The sequence below is a fragment of the Bradyrhizobium elkanii WSM2783 genome (assembly GCF_000472865.1).
Lineage (GTDB): Bacteria > Pseudomonadota > Alphaproteobacteria > Rhizobiales > Xanthobacteraceae > Bradyrhizobium > Bradyrhizobium elkanii_A.
Genome location: NZ_AXAP01000011.1, coordinates 115,081 through 126,303, shown reverse-complemented (window position 1 = coordinate 126,303; position 11,223 = coordinate 115,081). Strand labels below are relative to the sequence as shown.

Sequence of the window (11,223 nt, the reverse complement as noted above, 5' to 3'; positions counted from 1 at the left end):
GAGGCGCTGGATCATGATCCAGCGTGAGGCCGCGAGCGCAAACCGCGCGCGGCGGCGTCCGGCAAGCTTCACGAAAAGGAGAATTCGCCGATGAAGCGGATGGTTTTGGTGGCAGGTGGCGTGCTGCTCGGTGCAAGCGCTGTCATGGCTCAGCAGGAGATCGCCGTTCAGCAGGACAACCTGATGCGGGCGCAGGCCAAGAGCATGTACAATGTGATCGGGAAAATGGTGAAGGGCGATATCCCCTACGACCAGAAGGCGGTCGATACGGCGCTCGCCGATCTCGAAACGAACGTTGCCAAGATCGCGACCGTCTTTGCCACCAACCCCAAGGAAGACGTGAAGGACGCCCATTACACGTCGTCGCCCAAGATCTGGCAGAACAAGGCCGATTTCGATTCCAAGATCCCGCCCGTTACGAAGGCGATCGGCGACTTCAAGGGCAAGGTCAAGAATCTCGATCAGTTGAAGGTGGCCTACACCACGATCAACGATCGCTGCGGCGCGTGCCACGACACCTATCGCGTCAAATTGAAGTAATGCGGCGCTTCACCTCTCCCGCGCGCGGGAGAGGTCGCTGCGCTTCAGCGCAGCGGGTGAGGGCTCTCTCACTCGGGGAGTCCCAATGCGGAGACACCCTCACCCCGACCCTCTCCCGCAAGCGGGAGAGGGAGCGCAGCTTCGTCGCGGCCAGTACTGGTTTGCTTCACTATAGGCACGAAATGAAAAAGGCGGATGCTGGAGCATCCGCCTTCAAGGATGAGCGTTAGTGGCTCGCCTATTTCACGACCTGGCCGCGGATTTCGCCGCCTGGATTGGCCGCGGTGTGGACGTTCACGTAGTACTTGCCGGCGAGGAAATCGGCGGCCTGCGCGTCCGTCAGCGTGGCGCTGCCTTCGGCGGGGCTCGAGGCGATATTCGGGATCGGGACCGCGACGCCGCCGTTCTTGCCGGCTTCGGCGGGACCATGGAAATGCGCTGCGGTGGCGGGACCGGTGAGGCCGGAATAGGTCACCTTCCAGCTCAGCTTCTTGGTCGCGGGATCGTAGTCGATATCGGCGGTGCCGGTTCCGGTGCTGCTGTTCGGCGGCACTTCCGATTTGCCGTCCAACGGCACCTTGTACTTGTCGGCGAGAGCAGGACCGGCAAACACGACGGCGGCTCCGAGCGCGAGCGTGGCAAGCATGGTCTTGTTCGGCATGGTTTTTCTCCCTGTTGGCGTCGGCCTGAGTGTCGACCTCAAAAACAATGGCCTTTCTGCTTTATTCCCAAAATCGCCCGCGAGCGCGGAAAATTTCGAGCAAGCGCATGGCCGAAACTCTCGCCATATTAGCCGTTCGATCGACGAACTGGAGCATATTCGGTTCTGATTGAACCGAAGCGCCAGATTTTTGTTTTTGACGCGTTCACACGAACCGGTGCTCACCCTCGGATCAAGTCCGAGGGTACGCTTTGCTCGAAGACGCTCCAATGACAGGTCGGATTATGTTGCGACGAATTTACCCCGCGGCCATCCTCGCCGGCATTGTCGCCGTCGGCGTCTACTGGTGGCTGACCATACCAGCGACGTTCGCGGCCAGCGTATTGCCGGCCTATGAGCCTGACATTGGCAATGGCTCGACCATCTTCAACGCGGGCGGATGTTCGTCCTGCCACGCCGTGCCCGACCAGCCCGATCGCACCCGGCTCGGCGGCGGGCTCGCGATTCCATCGCCATTCGGCACCTTCTATGCGCCGAACATCTCGCCCGATCCCAATGACGGGATCGGCCGATGGAGCGAGGCTGATTTCGTCACAGCGGTCATGAAGGGCACCTCGCCGGAGGGCGCCCATTTTTTCCCTGCCTTTCCCTACACGTCCTACCGGCATGCGAAGATCGAGGACGTCCGCGACCTCTTCGCGTTCATCAAGACGCTGCCGCCGGTCGCCGGTAAGGTGCGCGATCACGACGTGCCGTTCCCCTTCAACATCCGCCGCAACATCGGTGTGTGGAAATTCCTGTTCATGGATGACAAGCCCTTTACGCCGGATCCGGCGCGCTCCGCGCAATGGAATCGCGGGGCCTATCTCGTGAACAGTTTCGGCCATTGCGCGGAGTGCCACAGCCCGCGCAATTTCCTGGGCGGCATCATCCGCGCGCAGCGTTTTGGCGGCGGACCGAATCCGGAGGGCGAGGGCTGGGTGCCCAACATCACGCAAAAGAAACTCGGAGACTGGAGCGCGAAGGACTTCGCTTATTTCCTGAAGACCGGCGAACTGCCGGAGGGCGACAGCGCCAGCGGATTGATGGCGCGCGTGATCAAGAACACCTCGCAATTGTCCGACGATGACCGCGCGGCAATGGCGGATTATCTCAAATCGCTGCCACCCGTCGAGGGACCCACGCCACCGCCGAAGCGGACCGGGAATAAGAGCTAGGTGGTCCCGAACGCCTTGAAGGTGATGATGGTGTGGGTGTCCTGGATACCCGGGATGACCTGGACCTTCTCGTTGACGAAATGGCCGATGTCGGTGTCCTTGTCGACGTAGAACTTCACTAGGAGATCGTAATCGCCCGCGGTGGAGTAGATCTCGGAGGCGATCTCGGCCTCCGCCAGCGCATTGGCGACGGCATAGGACTGGCCGAGCTTGCACTTGATCTGGATGAAGAAGGGAACCATCGCTGTTATCTCCGGGGCAGGTAGCCGGCCCATAGAGCCAAATTCGCCGTGCAATGGCAAGCCAGCTTGCCGGCCTTGGTTCGCCGCGCTAGGAGGGACCATGGTATTATGCCTATCCCACTGCGCGGCAGCTTTCCGATGACGACGCCGATCGCACTCACCATTGCCGGTTCGGATTCCTCTGGCGGCGCCGGCGTCCAGGCGGATTTGAAGACCTTTGCCGCGCTCGGCGTCTACGGCGCATCCGTCATCACCGCGCTCACCGCGCAGAATACGATGGGCGTGCGCGGCATCCACCAGGTGCCGGCCGGGTTCGTGACGGCGCAGATCGATGCGGTGTTCTCCGATCTTGCGGTCGGCGCGGTCAAGATCGGCATGGTGGCGGAGCTTTCGATCATCGATGCGATCGCGGCCGGGCTCGAGCGCTGGTCGCCGAAGCATGTCGTGTTCGATCCGGTGATGGTTGCAACCTCGGGCGATCGCCTGCTTGCCGCGGAGGAGGTCGATGCGCTCCGCACGAGATTGATCCCGCTTGCGTCGTTGATCACCCCGAACCTGCCGGAGGCCGCAGCACTGCTCGACGAACCGATGGCCTCGGATGAGGCCGCGATCGAGAGCCAGGGCAGGCGGCTGCTTGCCCTCGGCTGTCAGGCGGTCCTGATTAAGGGCGGGCACGGGCAGGGCAGCGAGAGCATCGACTATCTCGTCGATGTAGACAGCGCGATCGTGCTCGCGGCGCCGCGCATCAGCACCGCAAACACCCATGGCACCGGCTGCTCTTTGTCGTCTGCGATCGCAGCCGAGCTTGCCAAGGGCGAAGACGTGACGTCAGCCGTGCGCAATGCCAAGCGCTGGATCAGCGCCGCCATCGAAGCCGCCGACCGTTTCACCGTCGGCCACGGCCACGGGCCGGTGCATCATTTTCACAGATTTTATTAGACGACCGAGCTGCCTCGACCCTGTCCCGCATATCTATGGCCTCTGGTGTCGCCAGATTGTCGCATGGCGCTGTTATCCGCATTTCAAAGGGGCGCGTAGCTGATTCTGGTGGGACTGTTGGCTGCGACGAATCGTCATCGCCCTGTCACAGGGATTTGTTAGGTGCACAGGTATGGGAAGCGACTCTTTCAGTGAAGAGAGCCCCGAGCGGCGCTTTCGCACGTTGTTTATCTCCGATGTCCATCTCGGAGCCCGCGGGTCGCAAGCCGACCGATTGCTGGATTTCCTGCGCTCTCACGATGCCGACACGATCTACCTGGTTGGCGACATCGTTGACGGTTGGGCGCTGAAGTCGAGCTGGCACTGGCCCCAGACCCACAACGATTTCGTGCAGAAGATGCTGCGCAAGGCACGCAAGGGCGCCAAGGTCATCTATATCCCCGGCAATCACGACGAGTTCCTGCGCAAGTACTACGGCACGCATTTCGGCGGCATCGACGTGATGGAGAACACCATCCACACCGGCGTCGACGGCAAGCGCTACCTCGTGATCCACGGCGATATCTTCGACCTCGTGGTGCAGAATGCGCGCTGGCTCGCCCATCTCGGCGACAAGGCGTACGACTTCGCGATCCAGATGAATCGCTTCGTCAACTTCTTCCGCCGCATGTTCGGCGTGCCCTATTGGTCGCTGTCGCAATGGGCGAAGCTGAAGGTCAAGAAGGCAGTCAATTACATCGGCGCGTTCGAAACCACGCTTGCGAGCGAAGCACGTCGCCACGGCTGCGACGGCGTGATCTGCGGCCACATCCATTATGCAACGATCCGCGACGAGCACGGCATCCGCTACATGAATTGCGGCGACTGGGTCGAGAGCTGCACGGCGCTGGCCGAGCACGAGGATGGCCGCTTCGAGATCATCACCTGGACGGACCCGGTCCGGCGCATCGCCCCAGTGCCGCGGGTCACGGCGCGCGCTGCATGACAAAAATCCTGGTCGCGACCGACGCATGGCATCCCCAGGTCAACGGGGTGGTCCGGACGCTGACCATGATGGCCGAGGCGGCAAAGGGCCTCGGCGTTGAGATCGCATTTCTCACACCGCAATCGTTCCGCACCTTCGCGATGCCGAGCTATCGCGACCTCCGGCTGGCCTTGCCGCATCCGGCTGCGATTGCCGCGCTGATCGAGCAGGACAAGCCCGACAGCATCCACATCGCCACCGAAGGTCCGATCGGGCTGTTGGTGCGCCGCTACTGCCGCAAGCGCGGTCTGCCGTTCACCACGAGCTTTCACACCCGCTTTCCCGACTATGTCTCGGCGCGCTCGCCAATCCCGGAAAACTGGGTCTGGCGGCTGTTGCGCTGGTTCCATCGGCCGAGCCAGGCGGTGATGGCGGCAACCCCGGCGCTCGCCGCCGAACTGCGCTCGCGCGGCTTTCGCAACGTGGTGCTGTGGTCGCGCGGCGTCGATACCGCGCTGTTCCATCCGCGCCATGTCGACCTCTGTCTTCCGGCACCGGTTTTCCTGAGCGTCGGCCGGGTGGCGGTCGAGAAGAACCTGGAAGCCTTCCTCGACCTCGATCTGCCGGGCACCAAGGTCGTTGTCGGCGACGGACCGGCACGGCCGGCACTGGAGCAGAAATGCCGCGACGCCGTGTTCCTGGGCGCACGGCACGGCGAGGAATTGGCGCGCATTTATGCCGCTGCCGATGTGTTCGTGTTCCCGAGCAGGACCGACACCTTCGGCCTGGTGCTGCTGGAGGCGCTTGCGAGCGGCCTGCCGGTCGCCGCTTTCCCGGTGGTCGGTCCGCGTGACGTGATCGGCACAGCGCCGGTCGGCGTGCTGAAAGAAGACCTCCGCGAGGCCTGCCTGGAGGCGCTCCGGATCCCCGCGCAAACCTGTGTCGACTTTGCTGCGCGCCACACCTGGCAAGCCTCGGCGCGCGTTTTTATCGACCACGCCCTCAATCTCCGGCCGGTCGAGCCCGAGCCTGAGAACGAACCGGCGGAATTCGTGGCTGAGGACCCGCATTTCGCGGCCTAGCCTGACACCGTAGCCCGGGTGAAGCGCAGCGCAACCCGGGATTTCTGTATCTGTCTTGACCAGCGGTCCCGGGTTACGCGTTCCGCTCCGCCCGGGCTACGGCCGGGATCACACAGAAGCGTCTTGCCGGCTTGTCCGCGGCCGCGTTACAAATCGCGGATGACCGAAATCATCGCAAATCAACCCATCGGCGCGGCTGATATCGAAGCCGCCGCAAAGGTGGTCGCGCCGTTCGCGGTGCGCACGCCGCTGCTGTCCTTTCCCGTCCTCAACGAGCGCGCCGGGACCACGGTGTTCCTGAAGCCGGAAATGCTGCAGCGGACAGGCTCGTTCAAGTTCCGCGGCGCCTTCAACAAACTGTCGTCGATCCCGCAGGCCCAGCGTGGTGGCGGGGTCGTCGCATTCTCCTCTGGTAACCACGCCCAAGGTGTGGCCGCAGCGGCGAAGATCCTCAACATGCAGGCGACCATCGTGATGCCGGCGGACTCGCCCATCACCAAGCGCGAGCGCACCAAGTCCTATGGCGCCGAGGTCGTGCTCTATGACCGCGACCGTGAGGACCGCGAGGCGATCGCCAATGGCATCGCGGAGAAGCGCGGCGCGACTTTGGTGCGTCCCTATGACGATCCCTTCGTGATCGCAGGGCAGGGCACCGCGGGCCGCGAAATCGCCGAGGACATGGCCACGCTTGGGCTTACGCCTGACATCGTGGTGGCACCGGCGTCCGGCGGCGGGCTGATCGCGGGCGTCGCGACCGCCGTGAAGGCCAAATTCCCGCAAGCCCAGGTGATCGTCGCCGAGCCGAAGGGCTATGACGACCACGCGCTGTCGCTGCAGGTAGGACATCGCGAGCCGCATCCAGCCGCCGCCCGCACCATCTGCGACGCGTTGATGGCGGCGATGCCGGGCGAGCTCACATTTGCGATCAACAGCAAGCTGTTGGCGCGCGGCGTGTCGGCTTCGGATGAGGAAGTCGCCGCTGCGGTTGCGTTCGCCTATCGCGAATTGAAGCTGGTGGTCGAGCCCGGCGGCGCCGTCGGTCTTGCCGCGTTGCTCGCCGGCCGCATCGACGCCAAGGATAAGAACGTCGTCATCGTTCTCTCCGGCGGCAATGTCGACGCCGACCTGTTCGCCAAGCTGGTGGCCTGAACAAGGCCGAGATTCTGCAGCCCGGGTGAAGCCAACGGGTCGCGCGAACGCGCGCCCGATGACAGGCTCCGCGCAACCCGGGGCCTCCTGTAGACATCGATGCAGAACTCTCGGGTTACGCTACGCTCCACCCGGGCTACGACGCTAAATCCCTGGCCCTGACCGATCGATTGGCTGACCACCCTTGCGGCGGATTGCAGCACCTGACAATCTTTGATTGGCGCAAGGTCGGAGGTATCCAGGATGGGGGACGGCTCCGGGCAAAGGGTTGCAACCGTCATCATCGCTGTAGTGCTCGTCGGCGCGGCCGCATCCCAGGCGAGGAGTGTGCTGGCGCCGCTCGCTGCGGCGCTGTTCATCATCGCGATCGTCTGGCCGGCGCAGAAATGGCTGCAGTCATGGATGCCGAAGCTCGCAGCGCTCGCGATCACCATGCTGGTCACGGTGGCGATCTGCCTTGCCTTCGCTTCGCTGGCAGCGTGGGGCTTTGGCCGCGTCGGCCATTTCCTCGTCGCCGATGCTGGGCGGTATCAGACGTTCTATGAACGGGCCGTGATATGGCTCGATGGCCATGGCATCGAGGTTGCCAGCCTCTGGGCCGAGCACTTCAATGTCGGCTGGCTGCTGCGCGCCACGCAATACGTCACCGGCCGCCTCAACACCACGCTGAGCTTCTGGCTGATTGCGCTGGTCTATGTCGTGCTGGGGCTGCTCGAGGTCGAGGATGCCAGGCGAAGGATAGACAGATTGGAGAACGCTACGGCGGCGCGCGTGTTGCTCAATGGCAGCGCCGCGACTGCGGCCAAATTTCGGAAATATCTGCTGGTGCGCACGCAGATGAGCGCAGTCACCGGCCTTCTGGTCGGCCTTTTCGCCGGCGTTACCGGATTGCCATTCGCGTTCGAATGGGGCGTGATCGCCTTCGTGCTGAACTACATCCCGTTCATCGGGCCGTTCATCGCCACGCTGTTTCCGACGCTGCTTGCCATGACGCAATTCGAGAGCTGGCCGGCGGTGTTCGGTGTCTTTGCCTGCCTCAACATCATCCAGTTCGTGGTCGGCAGCTATGTCGAGCCACGCGTCGCCGGCAACACGCTATCGATATCGCCGTTCATCGTGCTGTTTGCGATCTTCTTGTGGACCTTCCTGTGGGGCCTGTTCGGCACCTTCATCGGTGTGCCAATCACGCTTGCGCTTCTCACCTTCTCTGCCGAGCACCCGTCGACGTGCTGGCTCGCCGATCTGCTCGGAGGATCGGCTGACGGCAAACCGGCAAGGACTTAGCTGCCCGCAATCTCCACCTTCTCCGGCTCGGCAAGGCAAAGCGTTCCATCGAGGCCGCTTACCAGCCGGTGGATGTAGAAATAGCTTGGCGCATCATCGGCAGCGTTCATCACCGGCGAGGGCGCGGAGATAATCTTCAATGCGCCGCATGCACCGATCCAGTCGATGTGGCGGTGACCGTGCATCACCACGACGCGGTCGGCAAAGGCTTGCAGTCTACGGACGAACCAGCTCCCATTGATTAATGCCGTTCCAATGCGCTCGGAGAACTTCGTCGTCGGCATGGGATATTCCGTGAGGTGATGGTGCAGCGCCACGATCCACCGTGCTTTCGGAAAATAGTTCATGGCGGCCTCCAGCCGCTGCACCTGTTCGAGCGAGACCAGCCCGAGCGCGTTGGTGAAGGAGAAGTGGGTTTCGGCATTGGAGTCGAGGATGGCTATTCCGAGGCCTTCCGGTTGGTCGGGCGGCAGGATCATCGGGAATTGGTCCTCGAACAATCGGCGAAGCTCGGCGCCCCGACGCACGCCGCCGCGCTCGGCGAACGCAACAATCTGTTCGCGATGCGGCGTGAGGAGCTCGTCCAGCGTGGCCGCGACTTTGCCTGACGTGTCGACAAGGCGCACCCGATCGCCCTGAATGGCCGATATCGCCGACACGGTTCGCATTTGCCGCAGCCGCTTGCCGGGGCTGAACGGCAAGTCGAGCCGGGCCGGGTTGGCGCGATCGACGATGTTCACGTCATGATTGCCCGGCAGCAGAAGCGTCCGCGCGGCAAGATCAGGGTGCTCTGACAATGCCTCAAAGAACTCGGCCCATTCGCTGGCGCGCCCCGCATCCGTCATATCGCCACTGATCAGCACGTGATCGAGCGGATCGGCGGCATGAATGGCGGCGAGACGAGCAAGCGCGGCGGCAAAGCGTTCATTGCCGCGCGGCCCGGCGCGCCCGCATTCGATGCGAAAACCATATCGCTCGCCGACGACGTGGACATCGGACAGATGCGCAACGCGCCAGATGCGGGCATCGGACCTGGGGATATCGAAGGCGACAAGATCGGCCGGCTGATCCATGCTGGCATCGGCAAAACCCCAGGCCAATGACGCCGCTGCGAGATAGCAGGACACGAGCACAACGGCGTTGGCCAGCGTCGTCAACACGAGATGATGACCTATGGCGAGATCGATCAGGCCGGCGGTCCATTGCGAGGTCGGCCAAACCAGGATTGCGATCAATGCCGCGCCTGCGCTGAGCAGGATGCCGGCACCGAGCGAACACGCGCGTCGCACTCGCATGCGCAAATTCGGAGTCAGGCTGTTTTGCCAGATCCGTTCCGTCAGGTGGCGCAGTGCCTCACGGCAGAACGCGTAGCTTGGCTGCACCGCGAGCGCGTTGAGCGACCAGAAACTGGTCTCGACGATCCGCAGCAGCGGCCGCCAGGCGAACCATCCGAGCGCGACGATCGCGATCAGCATCAATGCTGCGCCGATTTCCGTCAGGACGAGGATTTTTTCGGACAAGATCGAAAGCCAGGCGGAGGCCAAGAGCGGCGCGAGGCCGAGCAGCACGGCCGGTAGCAGGAGCAACGCGGTCCACGCGAACAAGAGCTTCGGCAGGCTGATCTCGACAAGCAGGCTACCGGCAATAGCAAGCAGCGAACGCTGACCGGGGCTGGCCGCATCGTCCTCGACGTCCCCGTCGCGCGGATCAAGCAGCACACGGCGCTGAATGCTCGAACGTTCGTCCGCCGATGTCGACTGCCTCATGACATGAGTCCGTCGCTTGCAGCTGTCGCCAGGATGGACTTCGCGGACGCCAGCAGCACGTGTCCGTGCTGCGTACTTTATCACAGCTCTTGTAACGAGACATCGGCCACTGCGCGAGTCTCCTCGCGGAGCGGCAAGCCTCGCGCTTACGAAAAGAACGCGATCTTCTCGGCCTGGCTCATGCGGCGGATCGGCGCGAGCGGATCGCTGGCCGTGGGACTGGGCTTCTTGATGATGCCGTTGGCAATGATGGTGGAGCCGAGCGAGATTTCGACCGGAGGCTCGGGCGGCGAGACGAAGGTGGGCTGCGGCGGAAGCTCGAACTGCGGTTCCGGCAGCGCGACGGCAAGCTCAGGCGCCTGCGGCACGATTTCCGGCGCGGGCGGTGCTTGCAGTTCAACAAGTGGTTCTTCGGCGATCGTCGCCGTGGCGTCCTCAACGTCGAACGGGTCGGGCGCGCCCATCTCCATCGCGATCATGTCGAGCACGGCCTCGTCATGAGCGTCGGCCGCGGCTTCCTCGGTGGCGCGAGCAAGCTCGATCGCTTCAGCCTCCGCCAGCGCCGCTTCGGCGACAGCGAGCGCGGCTTCCGCGTCCGCAACGGTGATGGTCTCTTCCGCAGCTTCCGGCTCGGGAGGTGCGGCGACGGTCTCCACGGCGGCCGGCGCCTCCGATGGGGCTTCGACTTCTGTCGTGTGCTCGACCTCCACCGTGTGAAGGGCGCGCTGCTCCGCGTGGCTCTCCGGTGCAGGTGCGGGTGACAGAGCCATCGGCGCTTCGGCGCTCGGCGCGGGCGTCTCATCGGCTTCGGAGAACTGGGCAAGGCGCTGCACGATCGGCGCGAAGGCGGCATCCAGCGCGGCCTTCGCGTCCTCTGATGAAATCTGCGCGGCGCCGCTCTCGATCGCGACGACCTGGGAATCGATGAGGTCGCAGATGCGTCCGTCATTGCCGATCTCGCGCAGCCGCCACGCGATCTCGCGGATCACCCGCGCGCCCTTGCGCACCGGGGCAAGCTTCTGCTCCAGCGCCAGACTGTCGAGTGCTTCGGCCGCAGATGCCTGCGCGGCCTCCACCGCGTCGCGGATCGCGGCGATGGCCTCGGCGACCGCCGGCCCCGGATCGGGTTCGACCGCCTGCTTCTGCGCGGCAAGGCTTTCCTCGAGCCGGGCCACCGCATCCAGCACCAGGCGGGTATCGGCGTTGCGGTTGCGCTTGGCGTATTCGGAGAGGAACCAGCGGCCGCGCGAAGTCTCCATGAAGGCTTCGCTGATCGCGTGGTAATCGTCCTCGCCCGGCTGCACCGGGCGGGCTGTGATCGGCGAAAGGGCGAATGCTTCGTTGGCCATGCAAATCTCGTCGCGCAAATTGCGGCGCGC

Annotated in this window: 11 protein-coding genes; 7 read left to right on the top strand and 4 right to left on the bottom strand. The window is 63.8% G+C overall.

What is annotated here, in order from left to right; genetic code table 11:
- Positions 1 to 90 precede the first annotated feature (90 nt).
- On the top strand, positions 91 to 540 hold the full coding sequence (locus YY7_RS0112915; protein ID WP_028163618.1) for a c-type cytochrome: 450 nt from the start codon (positions 91 to 93) through the stop codon (positions 538 to 540).
- Positions 541 to 778: 238 nt separating this feature from the next.
- Here the strand turns inward: YY7_RS0112915 and YY7_RS0112905 are convergent, their stop codons facing one another.
- Positions 779 to 1,201, bottom strand: a complete 423-nt coding sequence (locus tag YY7_RS0112905) for a CHRD domain-containing protein (RefSeq protein ID WP_028163616.1) — start codon at positions 1,199 to 1,201, stop codon at positions 779 to 781.
- 284 nt (positions 1,202 to 1,485) lie between these two features.
- Here YY7_RS0112905 and YY7_RS0112900 point away from each other — a divergent pair, with 284 nt between their 5' ends.
- On the top strand, positions 1,486 to 2,418 hold the full coding sequence (locus YY7_RS0112900) for a c-type cytochrome (protein ID WP_028163615.1): 933 nt from the start codon (positions 1,486 to 1,488) through the stop codon (positions 2,416 to 2,418).
- On the opposite strand, the gene YY7_RS0112895 is transcribed toward YY7_RS0112900, so the two are convergent.
- Positions 2,415 to 2,660 (bottom strand): Lrp/AsnC ligand binding domain-containing protein, encoded by a 246-nt coding sequence (locus YY7_RS0112895; RefSeq protein ID WP_027579940.1) that lies wholly within the window; start codon positions 2,658 to 2,660, stop codon positions 2,415 to 2,417. The genes YY7_RS0112900 and YY7_RS0112895 overlap by 4 nt on opposite strands.
- Before the next feature lie 138 nt (positions 2,661 to 2,798).
- Between YY7_RS0112895 and thiD the strand changes: the two genes are divergently transcribed.
- The 5 genes from thiD (at position 2,799) to YY7_RS0112870 (ending at position 8,078) form a co-directional block, all read left to right on the top strand.
- The gene (gene thiD / locus YY7_RS0112890; RefSeq protein WP_028163614.1) at positions 2,799 to 3,599 is read left to right on the top strand and encodes a bifunctional hydroxymethylpyrimidine kinase/phosphomethylpyrimidine kinase; all 801 of its coding nucleotides are present in this window, start codon (positions 2,799 to 2,801) and stop codon (positions 3,597 to 3,599) included.
- Between the two features lie 172 nt (positions 3,600 to 3,771).
- Positions 3,772 to 4,584 carry a UDP-2,3-diacylglucosamine diphosphatase gene (locus tag YY7_RS0112885; protein WP_028163613.1) on the top strand — a complete coding sequence of 271 codons (813 nt, stop codon included), beginning with the start codon at positions 3,772 to 3,774 and terminating at the stop codon, positions 4,582 to 4,584.
- Positions 4,581 to 5,645, top strand: coding sequence for a glycosyltransferase family 4 protein (locus YY7_RS0112880; protein ID WP_028163612.1), 1,065 nt, complete (start codon positions 4,581 to 4,583; stop codon positions 5,643 to 5,645). The genes YY7_RS0112885 and YY7_RS0112880 overlap by 4 nt, the downstream gene beginning before the upstream one ends.
- Before the next feature lie 159 nt (positions 5,646 to 5,804).
- Positions 5,805 to 6,794 carry a threonine/serine dehydratase gene (locus YY7_RS0112875; protein WP_028163611.1) on the top strand — a complete coding sequence of 330 codons (990 nt, stop codon included), beginning with the start codon at positions 5,805 to 5,807 and terminating at the stop codon, positions 6,792 to 6,794.
- A gap of 243 nt (positions 6,795 to 7,037) precedes the next feature.
- Entirely contained in the window at positions 7,038 to 8,078 is a 1,041-nt protein-coding gene (locus YY7_RS0112870; protein WP_028163610.1) for an AI-2E family transporter, read from the top strand.
- Here YY7_RS0112870 and YY7_RS0112865 read toward each other — a convergent pair.
- Together YY7_RS0112865 and YY7_RS0112860 are read right to left on the bottom strand one after the other, a co-directional pair.
- A complete protein-coding gene (locus YY7_RS0112865; RefSeq protein ID WP_051396685.1) occupies positions 8,075 to 9,844 on the bottom strand; it encodes a metallophosphoesterase family protein in 1,770 nt (589 codons plus the stop codon). The genes YY7_RS0112870 and YY7_RS0112865 overlap by 4 nt on opposite strands.
- A gap of 146 nt (positions 9,845 to 9,990) precedes the next feature.
- Complete coding sequence (locus YY7_RS0112860; RefSeq protein WP_028163608.1) at positions 9,991 to 11,193, bottom strand: hypothetical protein; 1,203 nt, start codon at positions 11,191 to 11,193, stop codon at positions 9,991 to 9,993.
- Positions 11,194 to 11,223: the final 30 nt, after the last annotated feature.

Coding starts and splice junctions, on each gene's coding strand:
- YY7_RS0112875 (WP_028163611.1), top strand. CDS start 5,805: ATGACCGAAATCATCGCAAATCAACCCATCGGCGCGGCTGATATCGAA.
- YY7_RS0112870 (WP_028163610.1), top strand. CDS start 7,038: ATGGGGGACGGCTCCGGGCAAAGGGTTGCAACCGTCATCATCGCTGTA.
- YY7_RS0112905 (WP_028163616.1), bottom strand. CDS start 1,201: ATGCCGAACAAGACCATGCTTGCCACGCTCGCGCTCGGAGCCGCCGTC.
- YY7_RS0112915 (WP_028163618.1), top strand. CDS start 91: ATGAAGCGGATGGTTTTGGTGGCAGGTGGCGTGCTGCTCGGTGCAAGC.
- YY7_RS0112860 (WP_028163608.1), bottom strand. CDS start 11,193: ATGGCCAACGAAGCATTCGCCCTTTCGCCGATCACAGCCCGCCCGGTG.
- YY7_RS0112900 (WP_028163615.1), top strand. CDS start 1,486: ATGTTGCGACGAATTTACCCCGCGGCCATCCTCGCCGGCATTGTCGCC.
- YY7_RS0112885 (WP_028163613.1), top strand. CDS start 3,772: ATGGGAAGCGACTCTTTCAGTGAAGAGAGCCCCGAGCGGCGCTTTCGC.
- YY7_RS0112880 (WP_028163612.1), top strand. CDS start 4,581: ATGACAAAAATCCTGGTCGCGACCGACGCATGGCATCCCCAGGTCAAC.
- thiD (WP_028163614.1), top strand. CDS start 2,799: ATGACGACGCCGATCGCACTCACCATTGCCGGTTCGGATTCCTCTGGC.
- YY7_RS0112865 (WP_051396685.1), bottom strand. CDS start 9,844: ATGAGGCAGTCGACATCGGCGGACGAACGTTCGAGCATTCAGCGCCGT.
- YY7_RS0112895 (WP_027579940.1), bottom strand. CDS start 2,660: ATGGTTCCCTTCTTCATCCAGATCAAGTGCAAGCTCGGCCAGTCCTAT.